This is a genomic window from Sphingomonas sp. PAMC 26621, assembly GCF_000251145.1.
Taxonomy (GTDB): Bacteria; Pseudomonadota; Alphaproteobacteria; order Sphingomonadales; family Sphingomonadaceae; genus Sphingomonas.
Genome location: NZ_AIDW01000021.1, coordinates 172,044 through 187,450 on the forward strand (window position 1 = coordinate 172,044; position 15,407 = coordinate 187,450).

The following is a 15,407-nucleotide window of genomic DNA, read 5'->3' on the forward strand; positions in this document are numbered from 1 at the left end:
GCGGGCAGACCGGCGCGCTACATCGCCAACCGGGAAACGACCTCCGGATCGTAGATTCGTTCGAACACCTCCAGCCCGCGGCGCACGGCCGGGCGACGATCGATCGCCTCGACCCATCTCCGCAGATTGGGGAGCTTCGACCACGGAAGGTCCGACATCACCGATCTGGTGATCGTATAGGCCGCGATGTCGGCGAGGCTGAACGCTGCCCCGGCGATGAATTCGTCCCGCGCGACATACCTCTCCGCCGTCTCGAGCGTGGCAAGCATGCGATCCATCAGGATTTTCTGCGCCTCCTGGGCGTTTGAATCGCGCAGCGAGAAGGCCGCGTGATTGACGGCGATGACGTCGGTCACAAAGAAGAACAAGCGCTCGAGGACGATCGCCCGGTCAGGCTCGTCATCGGGCAGCAACCGCCCCGCTCCCTTTCCCGCTGCGTAAAGCATGATCGCGGTCGATTGCGTCAGAACGAACGGTTCTCGGCCGTCTTCCCGCTCGACAAGGACCGGGACCTTTCCCAGCGGGTTCAAGGCGAGATGGTCGGCGCCCTGATGCTCGAAACTCGCAAGGTCCACGAGCTTGGGCGTGTAGGAAAGATCGGCTTCCTCGAGCGCAATCGCGGCTCTGAGGCAATTGCCGGTCGGTGCACCGTAGAGCTCAAATGTGCTGTTCATGTCCGTCCCTTTGTCTGTTCGGTGCCAAGTCAAGAATGCGTCTCGCGGGAGTGACTCCGTGGCCGACGCGCCGTCGCCGTCAGGACGCGACTGCGCGGGCAGCCTGCCCGATCACGTCGATCACGACTTCGGGGAACGTGATGGGAATGGCGTGCGAGGAGTTCAGTTCGATGACCTGGGAGCCGGCACGCTCGGCCTCGAACTGAAACTCTGCCTGGGGGATGACGGGATCCAGCAGCGGGCGGATCTGCCAGCTCGGCTTGGTCGTCCAGGCAGCGGACGTCAGCTTCTCGTTGAGCGCTGCAAGGGAAATCGGGCGCTGGATGGCGATCATCAGCGCGAGTTTGTCCTCAGGCACGTCGGCAGCAAGGAGGTAGGCGTATTTGTCGGGCTTGACGACGAGATTGGTGCCGCTGGTTCCGTGGGGCAAGGTGTATGGGACCAGATCGACCGAAGTGCCGAAGTCTCCGCCGGGAAACCGTTCGAGACAATCATTGGTCGACTCTCCCGCCCCGGGCATGGGCGAGCCCGCGTAGATCAGCCCCTTGACCTTAGGGTCGTCCCCTGCCTGACCAATGACCGCCCCACCATAGGCATGGGAAACGAGGATCACGGGCCCCTCGATCGTGTCCAGCAAGCTGCGCAGGTAGGCCGTGTCGTGCGCCACGCCCCGGAGCGGATTCGAGAAGACCTTGAACGGATATCCCTCGCGCGTAAGCCCCTGGATCACGCCATGAGTCCAAAGCGACGAGTCTTCGACGGCACCGTGCACGAGCACGATCGTTGGTTTAGCGGATCCGGTATGCACTGGCTGTCCTTTCGGGAAGTTTCGGTTGAAAACGGGCGGCCGGCACCTTCTCTGCGCCGAGCCGCCCACCTTCGCATCAGTATTGGCATTCAAACGCCAATGTGCGGTCTTACTTGGATGCGACCACGTGCAGACGAAGGACCTTCGTCTCGACGAACAGATCGTCTGCACGCTGGACAAACTCCTGTCCTGCCGGGCCGGCCATATGGGCTTCGCCGGCAGCTTCGTCGACGAACGTGTCGAATACCCGATATAAACCGGTCTCACCTTCGACCTTGGAGCCGTGCCACGTCAGGTTACCCGGCTCGTCCTTCACCAGCAAAGCTTCACTTGCAAGAAACGCCTCAACTTCTGCTTCCTTGCCTGGCTTGGCCTTCATCTCGATCAGGAATGCGAACTTAGCCATGTCATTGTTCCTTCTGTTGACATGCGCGCGCGATCGCGCGCGCAGTACTAGGCTGGCTGCACATCGCCAGCTCAGTTCCGTGACGTAAATATCGATTTACGCGGTTGAGAGAGTTTGCTCGCCGCCTGCGTACGGATCCGATTTTCGCCGTATCGGTCGGGGGTCCGGCAGTGTGGTCCGCAAAAGAGACCGTCCGTCGTCCGCCCCTACCTCAAGCGCTTCGACGCGCCGGAGGTTGGGTTGAACGACAGGGGTAAGACGTCAGGCGGCGTGCTGCCGCGCGAGCTGGTCCAGGACCGGGAACATCAGCGACGGCTCGGGGCGGCGGGTGTAGTCGCCATTCACTTCGGCGTAGACGATCGTTCCGTCCTGCGCGATGACGTAGCGGGCGCTCATCGGCAGCGTCCAGCTATCCTCGCCGTTGAACTGCGGCAGGTCGGCGCCGAGCATCCGGTGGGCCACCCGCAGATACTCCGGCAGCGTCCAGCGCAGGTTGAACTGCGCGGCGACGTCGCCGCCATGGTCGCCCAGGATCGGGAAGCCAAGGCCGTTCTGGCGCTGCGACTTGCGGCTGTTGGGCGCCAATTGCTGGGAGACCGCAACCAAACTCGCGCCACGTGCCTCGATCTCCGGACGGGCGGCTTCAAGCGCGGTCAGCTCGTAGTTGCAATAGGGACACCAAACACCGCGATAGAAGGTGGCAACGAGTGGCCCTTTGGCGAGCAGCGCTGCGGACGAGACCGGGTTGCCGTCAGGATCGGGGAGCGTGAACGCCGGTGCGATGTCGCCGACCTTCAGGGCGCGGGCCGGTGCGCCCGAAGCGATCAGTTCGTCGACCGAGCGATGCAGCGCTTCGACCGCCGCCGGGGGGGCAAGTCGCGTATCGAATTCGACCTTGAAGGCATCGAGCTTGCCTTGCAGCGGCAAATCAGACTGCAAGATATGAGCGAAAGTTTCCTGGAAATTCATCGAGCTTCTCCTTGGCGGCTCAGCACCATCGCTGCCGTGGCACCCAAATGCTCTATTATGCGGCATTGCAGTAGAACCGCCCGAGCAATATGACTTATTCAAATTCAGAATAGGCGACGTGTTCGATGGATCGATTGCATGCGATGGAAGTATTCGTCCGCGTCGTTGAGTCCGGTTCTTTTTCGGCCGCCGCGCGCGACTTGCAAATAGGCCAGCCCAACGTGTCGAAATTGATCGCGGCGTTGGAGGAGCACCTCCAGGTGCGGCTGCTCATCCGTTCGACACGACAGCTCCACCCGACCGAGGCGGGCCTGGCCTTCTACGAGCGGGCACGCCGCACCCTCGCGGAAGCCGACGAGGCGGAGACCGCCGCGCGCGGCCTGGGCAAAGGGCTCGACGGTCGGCTGCGCGTTAGCGCGCCCGTCACCTTCGCGCGACTGCATGTCATTCCAAGGATCGGCGGTTTCTTGGACGCGCATCCCAATCTTCGGGTCGATTTCGTCCTGGACGATCGCTTCGTCGATTTGATGGGCGAGAACGTGGACGTCGCGCTGCGTGGGGGAGAGCTGTCGGATTCGAGCCTGACCGCGCGTAAGCTTGCCACGTGCGAGCGACTGGTCGTTGCGAGCCCTGCGTATCTCGCGCGGATGGGCACTCCGTCGACGCCGGGGGACCTGCTCGAGCATACCGCGCTGGTCTACACCCAAGGCCTGATCGCGGAGGAATGGCGTTTTCGTCGCGAAAGTGGGAATACATCCGTGTGCGTCCCCACGCGGCTGTCCTTCAGTGCGGCCGAAGGCGTGCGGGAGGCGGTCATTGCCGGCCTCGGCCTCGCGATCAGCTCGCGGTGGGTGATGCAGCCGGAGCTTGACGACGGGCGCGTGGTCCCGGTGCTGACCGACTGGAAGCTTCCCCATGCCGACTTATGGGCCCTGTTCCCCTCCGGCCGACTGCCGACGGCGAAGGCGCGCGCGTTCGTCAGCTGGTTCGAGGAGATCTTTTCGAAGACGTAGCACCGAGTGCCGTTGAGAAGAGGCTTGCCCAACGGCGGTTCGCCAGGCCCCGCGCGCCAGGCGCAGCAGGGGATTGGGAAAGACGTCGATCGCCCCAACGTCCAAACCAGTTTACCTTCGACCGGCCATGCCGCCAGCCATGCCGCCACCACGGGCGCAGGCACAGTCGAAGGTTTGGTCGAGCTGGACCCGCTGACGGCCTTCCGCGGCGTCTTGCGCCCGAAGACGGGCGGCTGGGATGTTCGTTGCGCCCAGCCGCCCTGGTTCGTTCAGAACCGCGCAATCACGCGCCGCCGTCGGGCATCACTTGTGCGCGACTACCTGGAGGCGGCTCATCTTGGACTCGGAGAACAACTCGCCCGCCTTGTCGAAGAACTCCTGCCCCGCCGGGCCGTTCAGATGGGCGTCGCGGGCTGCTTCGTCGACGAACGTGTCGAAAACCCGATAGACGCCCGTTTCGCCTTCGATCTTCGCCGCGTGCCACGTGAGGGTTCCAGGCTCGCCCGCGACCAGCGAAGCTTCCTTTGCGAGGAATGCCTCGACTTCCGCCTCTTTGCCGGGCTTGGCGTTCATCTCGATCAGTAATGCGACCTTAGCCATTGCTTCATTCCCTTTGTTGACCTGCACACGCGGTCGCGTGCGCAGTACTAAGCTGGCTGCACATCGCCAGCTCAGTTCCTTGGCGTACATACGGATAGCGCGGCGGGGCTCGGCCTTCGCGCGCATGTCCGCGCGCGTTTCTACGCTGTAAGTTCTTCGACGAACGACGTGTACGCCGCCTCATCCATGAGGGCATCGATCTCTTTGCGATCGGCCACGCGGACTGTGTAGAACCAGCCCGCGCCCATCGGATCGGCATTGACCAGGGTCGGGTCATCGGTGACGCCGACATTGATCGCCGTAACCTCGCCCGAGATGGGCGCGTCGAGACCGTTCGAGACCTTTACCGATTCCACGGCGGCGACCTCCTGCCCCTTGTCGATCCGGGCGCCGACGTCCGGGAGATCGACATGGACCACCTCACCGAGCTGCGCCTGGCCGTAATCGGTGATGCCGACGACCGCCTCGTCGCCGTCCAGCCGGACCCATTCGTGATCTTCGTTGAAACGTAGGGTGCTCATCTCGGGTCCTCCTGGTCTTGGTCGCCGATGCTCTGGGCATAGCTCTTGCCGTAGGGATAAAAGGCGTCCTTGCGGTTCTGCTGCCACGCGGCTTTGAGTTCCGGCCTCGTGATGTCCCAATCGGAGCGGCATTTCCGGCTCACGGCCCGCAGGTCCTGGCGGAGCTCGTCCATGCTCGGGCGGCCGAAATACCAGTAGCCGTTGTAGACACTGTGGATAATCAGACCGGGCTCGAGGACGAGGACGTGCGGGATCATGGGATCGTGCGCCGGATCGGTATATTCGGCGATATCGAGATCCTTTTGAACGATCCGCCGGCTATCCGAGAGGAAGGGCCAATGCGCGCCCACACCGCTGCGATATTCGTTTGTCTCGGTGATGCTGTCGGTGCTGATGGTGACGAGCCGACAATAGCCGACCTCCATCTCGGCGTGCAGTTCGAGAAGCCGCTGGTGCTGCCGGCGGTCCTTCGGGCAGTAGCCCCCGCGACTGAGCACGAGCACCATCGGATCCCCGCCCTGCAAGACCGAAAGTTTTCGCCGCTTCGCGCTGTGATCGGAGAGTTCGTAGTCGGGGAGGGAAGCCCCCGGAACCATGTCGCCTCGCATCGAATCCCCCTTTCTGTTTTCGAATATTGCTCAGAGACCTGAGATTACGCCGGCCATGACTTGGCCTTCGTCAACGCCCAGAAGATCATGACATGTGAAACGCCGACGAGCGGGGCGTAAAAGGTGTAGACGTACCAGAACGTGCGATGTCGAACCGCGGGATGTCGAGCACCACAACACCGCGGACTCCGTTCAGAAGATCCAGGAACCCCCAGATATTGGCAATCCACACAAGAGGGATCGCGAATTGTCCATTCACGCGCAGGACCATGATACAGGCGAATGCCAGTACGGCTTCCACCAGATCGCCGTAAGCAGCGTTGAAGAGAAACTGAGCGGGAACCTTGGGATCGACCATGGTCGGAACCAGTAAAGTCATTCCGACGTACCGAGGCACATGCACGAACAGGAGCAGAGTAAGCGCGGACCCCATTGGCATCTTCATCAGGCGGGGCGCGACATACCAGAACGCCACTACGCCCGCGACGAAGAGGCTGGCGACAAGTTGCAGCCAGAAGATCACGACAATGTTCATTTACGTCCGTCCTCGGATGGGGTCATCGGGCGCTGGACGCTTGAAGGAGCGGTGACGTGCGGACGATCGCTTTTCGCCGAACCCCTCGATCTTTTCGGTGAACCCGACCCGGCCGACGGCGCGCTTCGCTGCGCCGCAGCGTCAGCCTTTCACGAATGCTCGGACGCGTGCCATGTAGCTCTCGCCGATGCAGACCTCGCCCCCGGAGCGCAGGCGAACGACCCACTTTCCGGAGCGACTGCGGCCGATCGCCACGATGCTTCGCTTTGCCACAAGGGCCGAACGGTGAACGCGGAGGAAGGCTGCGGCGTCCAAGTCCCGTTCGAGCTGGGAAAGCGTGGAATGGAGCAGATAGGAGCAACTCCCCAGATGCAGTCGCATATAGTCGCCTTCCGCCGAGACGTAGTCGATCCGATCGACGTCGATGCGAACAGTGTCGCCGCCGTCCCGTACCCAGAACTCGGATCGAGACGTGGTCTTCGCGAGCAAGGGCGCGCCCTGACGGCCGTGTACCCGCTCAAGCGCGTGGCGCAGCCGATCAAGGGTAACCGGCTTCAGCAGAGCGTTGATGACCCCGACCGCGAACGCCTCCACCGCCGACCGCTCGTGCGGAGCGGTGAAGACGTTGCTCGGTGCGGGATCCCCACGTAACCGGGCTTCGCGGGCGGCTTCGTCGACGAACGTGTCGAACACCCGATAGGCCCCCGTTTCCCCTTCAACCCTCGCGGCATGCCACGTCAGGGTTCCGGGCCGGTCCTTAACCAAAAGCGCTTCTCTCGCGAGAAACGCCTCGATCTCGGCTTCTTTTCCAGGTTTGGCCGTCATCTCGACCAGTACTGCAAACCCAGACATATCTTACTTCCTTACGCTGGAATGCATGCAGTCGCCTGCCGCACCAACTTCGCTTTACATCGCGAGCTCGGTTTCCTTGACGTCGGCGATCGGTCCGAGGATCGCCGGATCGAACGTGTCGAGGGCAGCGCAATCGGCCAGGCGCCTTGGCAAATCGGGGTTCGCCAGCGCGCCCCGACCGATGGTGACGATATCGGCACCGTCGTTCAGCGCAGCCGTCGCGCGCGCAATGTCGTGCAGACTGCCGTTGGCGAGGATCGCCGCCCTGGGTGCATGCTGTTTGGCGAGACGCATCAGGGAAGGACCGTCCGCGACGAACGCAGGCCGCCAGGCCTCGAACTCGGTGACATGGATGAAATCGACGCCCGCGTCCGCCAGGCTGCCGAAGATGATCTCGGCATCGCGCTCTGCGGCCGCCCACTTGTGATGATAGTCGTTCACCTTGCCTTGCGATAGCCGGACGCCGACCGGCACCCGTGCCCCCACCCGCGCACGCACCGCCTTCAGCGTCTCGACGATCAGCCGCACGCGGTTCTCCGTAGTGCCGCCCCAGTGATCGGTTCTGGTGTTGGCATAATCGGTCAGAAACTGGTCGAGAAGATATCCATTGGCGCCATGGATCTCGATCGCGTCGAACCCGGCGATTTCTGTCGCACGCCCCGCTGACTCGGCAAAACCGCTGATCGCGTCTGCGATCTGCGCCTCCGTCATCGCGCTCGGCAAACCATAGCGGTCCTTGCCGTGGTAGAACGCCATCTGTTCTCCCTTCGGCTGGATGGAGGACGGCCCGACGGTGCCGTCGCGAAACCGATTGCCCTGGCTGATCGCGCCGGCATGCATCAACTGCGCGATGGCGAGCGTACCATGCGCCTTGAGGGCGCTGACGACCGGCTTCCAGGAGTTTGCCTGGACCTCATCGGTCATGCCCGGCTGGTGGACGTAACCCTGCGCGAAGGCCTGATCGGTATAAATGCCCTCGGTGATGACCGTCCCGAAGCCGCCCCGGGCGAAACGCTCGTAATAGCGGGTCATCCGTTCGGTCGCCCGACCGTCCTCGGTCGCCGAGATGCGCGTCATCGGCGCGACCGACAAGCGGTTCTTCGCGGTATGGCCGTTTATGATGCTCGGCGCAAAAAGGGCTGTAGTATCAGTGTCCATCGGTCATACCTCTGCATGAATACGTCGGACACCTTCCCTTTAAAAGCGAAGGGCGATCCGATCGTCGCCGCTGGATCTAGTCTGGTCGACGGGGTCGCAGAAGATGAGTTTGACGATAAGCACTATATCGATCATCGTTATATTATGGATCTTGAAGATGTTGCCCTGTTTCGCGCGATCGCATCCGTCGGCAGCCTGTCGGCGGCGGCGCGCCAGACGGGCACGTCGCCGATGTTGGTCAGTCGCAGATTGGCAGGCCTCGAGGCCGAGTTGAACGCACGTCTGTTCCACCGCACGACGCGGGCCCTCTCCCTGACCCAAGAGGGAGAAGCGTTTCTACCGCATGCCGTCACCCTCCTGGAAGCCCGGGATTCGGCGATGGCTTCGGTCTCGTCCGGCAGCTCCGGCCGGTCAGGCGGTGCCGGCCTGTCAGGTGTGTTGAAGATTACGGCACCCAACGTCATCGGGCACACCGTCGTCGTCCCTGTCGCGGCGCGGTTGATTGCCGACAATCCCGCGCTACGCGTCGATCTGACCTTGAGCGACGGGGTCATCGACATTGCCACGGCAGGTCTGGATGTGGCTGTACGCGTGGCGGAGATGAAGCCATCGGGCATGATCGCGACGAGGGTCGCCGACAACCCCTTCACGCTCATCGCATCGCCGGGCTACGTCGCGCGCCTGGGGAAACCCGCTACGGCGGAAGAGCTGATGGATCACGCCTGTATCCGGCTTCACGCGATGGAGACATGGCCGTTCACAAGGGGCGGTGAGGCACACCGCGTTCGGATAAGGGGCCCTTTGTCAGCCAATACCGTCGACGCGGTGCGCGCAGCCTGCATCGCCGGCGTGGGCATCGCGATGCTGACGTACTGGGACGTCCACAAGCAGATCGAACGCGGAGAGTTGCAGCGCATCTACCTCACCGACGTCGAGCCGCGGGAGGTGGGGATATGGGCCGTTTTCCCGAGCCGCTCGCACGTGCCGGCGCGGGTTCGGGCCTTTATCGATGCGATGCGGGAGTCCTGCCTCGCGGGATCCGATGCGCCTGGGTGGGACCCGGCCAGTCCGCTGTAAAAGACGGCTTGGTCGATGCAATGAGGGTGCCGTGGCCGGTTCAGCGCCATGCGGACGCGACCGGCCCGTTGCATCGAGCGTCCTGCACAAGCGTGCCCCTTTAGGTCCGGATGCTGGCAAAACACGCTCGCAGCTCCGCAGTGAACAGCGCAGGTTGTTCGAACGCGGCGAAGTGTCCGCCTTTCGACACCCGGTTCCAGTAGAACAGCTTGGAATAGGTCCGTTCGCCCCAGATCCGTGGCGGTCGGTAGATTTCTCCCGGGAAGATACTGACGCCGACCGGGATCTCCACCACGTGTCGCGACGTCTGTTCCCCGCGTCTTTAGCATAGAGCCGGGCCGATGAGGCGGCAGTCGCCGTGATCCAGTACAGCATGATGTCGTCGAGCATCGCGTCGCGCGAAATGACCGATTCCGGGTTCCGGTTGCTATCCGTCCAGTCCGTGAACTTCTCGTAGATCCACATGGCTTGCCCCACCGGGGAATCGACGAGGCCGTAGCCGAGCGTTTGCGGTCGGGTTTCCTGGATGCTCCCATAGCCGGTCATCGTGCGGAAGAGCGCCTTGAGCTCGGCGATGGCGGCCTTTTCTTCATCGCCCGGCGCGCCTTCGAGCGGCGGCGGCGAAAGGGTCGGCAGGTTGAGGTGAATCGCCGCCAGCCCTTCCGGCTTCTGCACGCCGAGCCATGTGGTGACATGCGCGCCCCAGTCTCCGCCCTGAGCGACCCAGCGGTGATAACCGAGCCGTTTCATCAGCGTGCTCCAGGCGGTGGCGATCCTCGGCACGTCCCACCCCGTGCGTTCCGGCTTGTCCGAAAAGCCGTAGCCCGGCAGCGAGGGAATGACGACGTGGAACGCATCCTCGGCGCGCCCACCGTGCGCCTCCGGATCGGTCAGCGGACCGATCACGTCGAGAAACTCGACGACCGACCCCGGCCAGCCGTGCGTGAGGAGGATCGGCAAGGCATTTGCGTGCTTGGAACGCACATGCAGAAAGTGAATTCCCAGACCGTCGAGCGCCGTGCGAAATTGTGGAAACGCGTTGAGCCGGCGCTCAAGCCGCCCCATGTCATACCCATCTCGCCAATAGTCGACGAGAGCTTGAGCGCGTTCCAGCTGGACGCCTTGCGACCCGTCGGCGACGGTTTCCCGTTCGGGCCAGCGTGTCGTTGCGAGCCGTCGCCTGAGATCCTCGATCACGGCCGACGCGATGGCGACACGGAAAGCTCGCACAGCCTCCGTGGCGGGTGGCAAATCGACCCCGATGGAACCTGCGATCGACAGGTGCGCCGCTGCCTTGGCCGACGCGTAGCCGAGGGTACCCAGGCCTAACCCGGCCTGCAGCACCGCCCTGCGCAGCGGCGGCGACGTGCGGCCAGTGACCTCGTCGCTCGGAAGCCCCTCTTTCATCGACCCATCCTGCTTCCTGAACACGGCAAGGGCGGGACGGCTGATCCGCGCCATATCGTCCATTCGGATTGGTCCGACCCCAGGTTACAGGTTTCAGGGCGGCATCCGGCGAAAGGCAGACATTTAGAGTATGTCCGCGTGGTCGCCGGTCAGTTCGTCGCGGAAGACGGATTAAATCTGCCGTTCCCTCTGCGTCATTGAGGAGCGTTTTGCGCGCCGTATCCAGCTCCGCCCGCGCGGGCGGGAAGGTCAGACGGGGCTCAGGAACAGACTTTGGCACCGCATGATAGACTTAGCGCTTTTGCCCCCCTGGTTGTGAGTGCAAGATCGCCTCCATGTAATGGAACACGGTCAGGTGCACTCCCATGGAATTCCGCTCTGCATGCCTGGTCCTGTGCGGCGTCGGGGTGTCTTTGTCCCCGTCTCCGACTATGGCCCGCGATTTCGTGCCGCTGTCTGCGAATTCCGCTGGCATCGAGACGGTGCAGGCTACGGTCGGCGGCCGGGTCGGTACGTATCTGTTCGACAGCGGTATCGGGACCTCCGGCGTCACACCCGCGGTGGCCGCTGCGATCGGATGCAAACCCTGGGGGAAGGTGACCGGCTTTCGCGCGATCGGCGAGCGCGTCGAAGTCCCCCGCTGCAACAGCAGCACGGTAAGATCGGCGCGTATCAAACGACCGTGCCGCAACTGTCGGTCTTCGATCTGGCTAGGTTCATGGGGCCGGCCTCGGCCGGACTCAGCGGGGCAATTGGCCTCGATGCCTTCGTGGGGCAGACGGTGACGCTGGACGTCGCGCATCACCGGCTGGTCCTCGAGGACGCAGCCAGTCTCGCCGCAATCCGCAAGACCGCGGTGGAGGTGCCGATCCGGCTCGTGCGCGTGGCGGAGGGTGCGGCGCTCACCGTCGACATCGGGGTTCCGACATCCTCGGGAACCGCATGGATGGAACTCGACACCGGCAACTACGGCGCGTCGATGGTCGATCGCACGATTGCCGGCCTGTTCGGTTTGAACCCGTCCGACACGGCGGTTCAGCGCTGGGATGTCACCCCGGCGGACGGGCTGCACATTTCGGGCCCGGTGATGGTCAAGGACCTCATCCTCGACGGCAACCTTGGCCGAGAGGTGCTTCGGCACTGGGAAATCACTGTGGATCTTGCTGACGGCCGTGGCTGGATCACGCCTTTACCGTCAACGAGACCGCCAACTGACCAGACTGGCGGATGACGACATCGTGCCGATCGATCCCGGGCGCCCGCCATCGTGCATGCGGTCTGCGGCATGGCGCCGCGCCTGTATCCCTGCCCCTACCCTGATACCACCGCGCGCGAAGCAGACGTCCGTCGTGCCCTCAATTAGCGCTTGTTGGTTTCCCGTCGGCGTGTCGGCGGAATCAGGTAGGTCTGCCGCGCCATGGGGCAGCTCGATCACCCCTTGGCCAAGCAAACGTCATTCCCACTCGATCGTGCCGGGCGGCTTGCTCGTATAGTCGTAGGTCACGCGGTTGACGCCGCGCACTTCGTTGACGATCCGTGTCGCGACGCGCGGGAGGAAATCGCCCGGGAACTGGAACGCCTGCGCGGTCATCCCGTCGGTCGAGGTGACCGCGCGGAGTGCCAGCACGTTGTCATACGTCCGCCCGTCGCCCATCACGCCGACGCTGCGCACCGGCAGCAGCACCGCGAACGCCTGCCAGATCGCGTCGTACAGCCCCGCACGTCGGATTTCCTCGAGATAGACCGAGTCCGCCTTGCGCAGGATATCGCAGCGTTCCTTGGTCACTTCGCCCGGGATGCGGATCGCGAGACCCGGCCCCGGGAACGGATGCCGCCCGACGAAGATCTCGGGCAGGCCAAGCTCGCGGCCCAGCGCACGGACTTCGTCCTTGAACAGTTCGCGCAGCGGCTCGACCAGCTGCATCTTCATCCGCGCGGGGAGACCGCCGACATTGTGGTGGCTCTTGATTGTCACCGACGGCCCGCCGGTGAAGCTGACGCTCTCGATCACATCAGGGTAGAGCGTCCCCTGCGCAAGGAAGTCCGCGCCGCCGATCTTCCTGGCTTCCGCCTCGAAGATGTCGATGAACGCGCCGCCGATGAACTTGCGCTTCGCCTCGGGGTCGGTGACGCCCGCGAGCCCGGCCATGAACGTTTCCTCTGCGTCCAAATGGACCAGCGGGATGTTATAGTGGTTACGGAACAGCGTGACGACCTGATCCGCCTCGCCGCTGCGCATCAGCCCGTGGTCGACGAACACGCAGGTCAGATGCTCGCCGATCGCCTCGTGGATCAGCACTGCCGCGACCGCCGAATCGACCCCGCCGGACAGCCCGCAGATGACCTTGCCACTGCCGACCTGCGCACGGATCTCGGCGATCTTGGTCGCGCGGAACTCCGCCATCGTCCAGTCGCCGGTCAACCCGCAGACGTGCCGCGCGAAGGTTGCGATCAGCTTGGCGCCATCCGGCGTGTGGACCACCTCGGGGTGGAACTGCATCGCGTAATAATGCCGGTCGTCGTCCGCGATCACCGCGAACGGTGCACCCGGGCTCGCCGCGACGGGGCGGAAACCAGGGGCGAGCGCAGTGACCTTGTCGCCGTGGCTCATCCACACCTGATGCGCCTCGCCCGGCGTCCACACGCCGTCGAACAACGCGCAGGCATCGCCGATCTCGATCACCGCATGGCCGAATTCGCCGCTATCGCCGAGCGTCACCGTTCCGCCAAGCTGGTGCATCAGCACCTGCTGGCCGTAGCAGATTCCCAGGATCGGCACGCCGCTGTCCAGAATAGCCTGAGGAATGCGCGGGCTGTTCTCGTCGAGCACCGAGGCGGGGCTGCCCGACAGGATCACGCCCTTGGGCTGCATCCGCGCGAACGCATCGGCGGCGGTCGTGAACGGGGCGATCTCGCTATAGACCCCCGCTTCGCGCACGCGGCGTGCGATCAGCTGCGTAACCTGGCTGCCGAAATCGACGATGAGGATGGAGTCGCTGGGATGGGTCATGCGGCCAGATAGCAGAAGTGCGCCGCGATGCCAGAGGGCGGGGACGAATTGGCGGGCGCAACGCCCGCGAAAGCCAAACGCCGGATTAACCCGTTATAGAGGGCGCGCTGCCACACAGGGCTGATGCGTAGCCTTCTCCGTTCGCCGGCTGATCTGGCCGTGATCGTCCTCTTTCGCTCCTTCTGTTCGTCGCCTTCTTCGACGTGGCGATGCTGGCACCACGGAACATCGGCTGGCTTCTGCGCGGGAGCGACAGCGGCGAGAATGCGCTGGGGCTGCACGCTTGGCTCAACGATCCCCATGCCACTCTTTTCCGGACCTATTTGCTCAACGCGCCGGACGGCGTGACGCTGCTGTTCACCGACAGCAATCCCCTGCTCGCGCTGCTCGTCGCGCCGCTGGCGCGGCTCGCGGGCGGAGACCTGCAAGTCGTCGGGCCATGGCTGCTGGCCTGCCTGATCCTGCAGCTCAGCTTGGCGAGGGCGCTGCTGAGCCCCTATGCGCCCAGCCGGGTCATGCTGTGGATCGGGGTGATCTTGCTGGCCTTGCTGCCGTCGCTTTTTCTCCGGCAAGTTCACGTGAACCTTTGCGCGCACTGGTTGCTGTTGTGGGCCTTGTAGATCTTCATCGATCCGCGCCGCGCGGCCGACGGGCGCTGGTGGTTGGCCGTGGTCGTGTGCGCCGCGCTGGTCCACAGCTACCTGCTGCTGATGGTTGCCGCCATCTGGGGCAGCGCCATGCTCGAACGGTGGATAGGCCTGGAGAAAGGCTGGGCTGGCCGGCGCAACCTCCTGCTCGGCGCGGCTGGCGTCGCGATTGCCGCAGCGACCTGCGTCTTCCTCCTCGTCGATCGCGGCGGGCTCGTTCCCACGCACTCGTTCGGACAGTTCGGCATGCCCATCGATGCGCCCTGGAACCCGGCGATTGGGGGCCTGGCGCGCTTCCTGCCCGCCTACGCACAAGCGCCGGATCGCCAGATGGAGGCATTCCAGTATCTCGGCGCTGGTTTGTTACTGCTCATCGCAGCAATGCCGTTCAGTCTTGCAACCGGGCGCGAGACCATCGCCACGAACGGCTCGCTACACCGGCGGCTCTGCTGGCTGATCCCGGCGGGGACCGTCTTGACGATGTTGGCGATCACGCATCGCATGGATTATGCCGGTGTGACGCTGGTGCACATTCCGCTGTCCGCTAAAATGGTTGCGGCGCTCGACCCGATCCGGGCATCGGCGCGGCTGTTCTGGCCGGTCGCCTATGGACTCGTGTTCGCGGCGATCACGGCGGCCTACCGCCTGCCACCCGCAAGGGGACAGTTGCTGCTCGCGGTCGCGCTCGCGGTCCAGGTCCTCGACCTTGGCGGCCTGGCCCATTTCACGCGGGCGACGGCCAGCGGTGCGCGAGACCCGTCCAAATGGATCCGTACCCGCGATCCACGCTGGGCAATGGCGATTTCGGCAGCGCACGACGTCACCATCATGCCACCCAACGCGGTGGAACAGCTCGATCTGTTTCAGGAGGTCGCATGGCGCGCGGTCGATGCCGGGCACCCGATCCGGCTGGTCTATGCCTCCCGCAGCAATGAAGTGACCAAGGCGCGGTTGAAGCGAGAGCAACAGGCGTTCGATCGCGGCGATCTCGATCCGCATCGGCTGTATGTCCTCCTCCCGCAGGCAAAGCTGCCAAAGGTGTCGGCCGACCGCGTCGCGATGCTGGACGGTGTCCGCGTCATTCTTCCCCGACCGGACGGTCGGGGCAAGAACGACTGACGG

Annotated in this window: 16 protein-coding genes and 1 pseudogene; 5 read left to right on the plus strand and 12 right to left on the minus strand. The window is 64.0% G+C overall.

From position 1 onward, the window contains the following. Window positions 1-17 precede the first annotated feature (17 nt). The 4 genes from RI03_RS12365 to RI03_RS12380 all read right to left on the minus strand — a co-directional run bounded on the left by RI03_RS12365 (window position 18) and on the right by RI03_RS12380 (window position 2,857). Window positions 18-674 (minus strand): glutathione S-transferase family protein, encoded by a 657-nt coding sequence (locus tag RI03_RS12365; protein ID WP_010217757.1) that lies wholly within the window; start codon window positions 672-674, stop codon window positions 18-20. Between the two features lie 79 nt (window positions 675-753). Then, window positions 754-1,482, minus strand: coding sequence for an alpha/beta hydrolase (locus RI03_RS12370; RefSeq protein WP_037515244.1), 729 nt, complete (start codon window positions 1,480-1,482; stop codon window positions 754-756). Window positions 1,483-1,591: 109 nt separating this feature from the next. Beyond that, complete coding sequence (locus RI03_RS12375) at window positions 1,592-1,888, minus strand: putative quinol monooxygenase (RefSeq protein WP_010217769.1); 297 nt, start codon at window positions 1,886-1,888, stop codon at window positions 1,592-1,594. A 261-nt stretch (window positions 1,889-2,149) separates the two neighbouring features. Then, entirely contained in the window at window positions 2,150-2,857 is a 708-nt protein-coding gene (locus tag RI03_RS12380; protein WP_010217771.1) for a peroxiredoxin-like family protein, read from the minus strand. 125 nt (window positions 2,858-2,982) lie between these two features. On the opposite strand from RI03_RS12380, the gene RI03_RS12385 reads away from it, so the two are divergent. Then, window positions 2,983-3,870 carry a LysR family transcriptional regulator gene (locus RI03_RS12385; protein ID WP_026046689.1) on the plus strand — a complete coding sequence of 296 codons (888 nt, stop codon included), beginning with the start codon at window positions 2,983-2,985 and terminating at the stop codon, window positions 3,868-3,870. Between the two features lie 303 nt (window positions 3,871-4,173). Here the strand turns inward: RI03_RS12385 and RI03_RS12390 are convergent, their stop codons facing one another. The 6 genes from RI03_RS12390 to RI03_RS12415 form a co-directional block, all read right to left on the minus strand. Next, a complete protein-coding gene (locus tag RI03_RS12390) occupies window positions 4,174-4,596 on the minus strand; it encodes a putative quinol monooxygenase (RefSeq protein ID WP_238542356.1) in 423 nt (140 codons plus the stop codon). 14 nt (window positions 4,597-4,610) lie between these two features. After that, on the minus strand, window positions 4,611-4,991 hold the full coding sequence (gene gcvH, locus RI03_RS12395; protein ID WP_010164536.1) for a glycine cleavage system protein GcvH: 381 nt from the start codon (window positions 4,989-4,991) through the stop codon (window positions 4,611-4,613). Beyond that, entirely contained in the window at window positions 4,988-5,599 is a 612-nt protein-coding gene (locus tag RI03_RS12400) for a redoxin domain-containing protein (RefSeq protein ID WP_026046690.1), read from the minus strand. The genes gcvH and RI03_RS12400 overlap by 4 nt, the downstream gene beginning before the upstream one ends. Before the next feature lie 85 nt (window positions 5,600-5,684). Beyond that, entirely contained in the window at window positions 5,685-6,134 is a 450-nt protein-coding gene (locus tag RI03_RS12405; protein ID WP_010217783.1) for a hypothetical protein, read from the minus strand. 141 nt (window positions 6,135-6,275) lie between these two features. After that, complete coding sequence (locus RI03_RS12410) at window positions 6,276-6,986, minus strand: LytTR family transcriptional regulator DNA-binding domain-containing protein (RefSeq protein ID WP_010217785.1); 711 nt, start codon at window positions 6,984-6,986, stop codon at window positions 6,276-6,278. 54 nt (window positions 6,987-7,040) lie between these two features. After that, a complete protein-coding gene (locus RI03_RS12415) occupies window positions 7,041-8,144 on the minus strand; it encodes an NADH:flavin oxidoreductase (RefSeq protein ID WP_010217788.1) in 1,104 nt (367 codons plus the stop codon). Window positions 8,145-8,159: 15 nt separating this feature from the next. On the opposite strand from RI03_RS12415, the gene RI03_RS12420 reads away from it, so the two are divergent. Further along, entirely contained in the window at window positions 8,160-9,221 is a 1,062-nt protein-coding gene (locus tag RI03_RS12420) for a LysR family transcriptional regulator (protein WP_202949367.1), read from the plus strand. A 100-nt stretch (window positions 9,222-9,321) separates the two neighbouring features. On the opposite strand, the pseudogene RI03_RS25360 reads toward RI03_RS12420, so the two are convergent. After that, window positions 9,322-10,691: pseudogene (locus RI03_RS25360) on the minus strand (epoxide hydrolase family protein). A gap of 619 nt (window positions 10,692-11,310) precedes the next feature. Between RI03_RS25360 and RI03_RS12435 the strand changes: the two are divergent. Further along, window positions 11,311-11,859, plus strand: a complete 549-nt coding sequence (locus RI03_RS12435; protein WP_138995659.1) for a hypothetical protein — start codon at window positions 11,311-11,313, stop codon at window positions 11,857-11,859. 222 nt (window positions 11,860-12,081) lie between these two features. On the opposite strand, the gene guaA is transcribed toward RI03_RS12435, so the two are convergent. Next, window positions 12,082-13,638 carry a glutamine-hydrolyzing GMP synthase gene (gene guaA, locus RI03_RS12440; protein ID WP_010217797.1) on the minus strand — a complete coding sequence of 519 codons (1,557 nt, stop codon included), beginning with the start codon at window positions 13,636-13,638 and terminating at the stop codon, window positions 12,082-12,084. A 209-nt stretch (window positions 13,639-13,847) separates the two neighbouring features. Here guaA and RI03_RS12445 point away from each other — a divergent pair, with 209 nt between their 5' ends. Both RI03_RS12445 and RI03_RS12450 read left to right on the plus strand, forming a co-directional pair. Next, complete coding sequence (locus tag RI03_RS12445; protein ID WP_170318376.1) at window positions 13,848-14,258, plus strand: DUF6311 domain-containing protein; 411 nt, start codon at window positions 13,848-13,850, stop codon at window positions 14,256-14,258. A gap of 42 nt (window positions 14,259-14,300) precedes the next feature. Further along, the gene (locus tag RI03_RS12450; protein WP_026046695.1) at window positions 14,301-15,404 is read left to right on the plus strand and encodes a hypothetical protein; all 1,104 of its coding nucleotides are present in this window, start codon (window positions 14,301-14,303) and stop codon (window positions 15,402-15,404) included. Window positions 15,405-15,407 lie beyond the last annotated feature (3 nt).

Bases quoted from the DNA above. Each gene is read 5' to 3' on its own strand.
- RI03_RS12365 (WP_010217757.1), bottom strand. From the start codon at position 674: ATGAACAGCACATTTGAGCTCTACGGTGCACCGACCGGCAATTGCCTC.
- RI03_RS12405 (WP_010217783.1), bottom strand. From the start codon at position 6,134: ATGAACATTGTCGTGATCTTCTGGCTGCAACTTGTCGCCAGCCTCTTC.
- RI03_RS12400 (WP_026046690.1), bottom strand. From the start codon at position 5,599: ATGCGAGGCGACATGGTTCCGGGGGCTTCCCTCCCCGACTACGAACTC.
- guaA (WP_010217797.1), bottom strand. From the start codon at position 13,638: ATGACCCATCCCAGCGACTCCATCCTCATCGTCGATTTCGGCAGCCAG.
- RI03_RS12380 (WP_010217771.1), bottom strand. From the start codon at position 2,857: ATGAATTTCCAGGAAACTTTCGCTCATATCTTGCAGTCTGATTTGCCG.
- RI03_RS12415 (WP_010217788.1), bottom strand. From the start codon at position 8,144: ATGGACACTGATACTACAGCCCTTTTTGCGCCGAGCATCATAAACGGC.
- RI03_RS12445 (WP_170318376.1), top strand. From the start codon at position 13,848: ATGCTGGCACCACGGAACATCGGCTGGCTTCTGCGCGGGAGCGACAGC.
- RI03_RS12385 (WP_026046689.1), top strand. From the start codon at position 2,983: ATGGATCGATTGCATGCGATGGAAGTATTCGTCCGCGTCGTTGAGTCC.
- gcvH (WP_010164536.1), bottom strand. From the start codon at position 4,991: ATGAGCACCCTACGTTTCAACGAAGATCACGAATGGGTCCGGCTGGAC.
- RI03_RS12375 (WP_010217769.1), bottom strand. From the start codon at position 1,888: ATGGCTAAGTTCGCATTCCTGATCGAGATGAAGGCCAAGCCAGGCAAG.
- RI03_RS12390 (WP_238542356.1), bottom strand. From the start codon at position 4,596: ATGCGCGCGAAGGCCGAGCCCCGCCGCGCTATCCGTATGTACGCCAAG.
- RI03_RS12420 (WP_202949367.1), top strand. From the start codon at position 8,160: ATGAATACGTCGGACACCTTCCCTTTAAAAGCGAAGGGCGATCCGATC.
- RI03_RS12410 (WP_010217785.1), bottom strand. From the start codon at position 6,986: ATGTCTGGGTTTGCAGTACTGGTCGAGATGACGGCCAAACCTGGAAAA.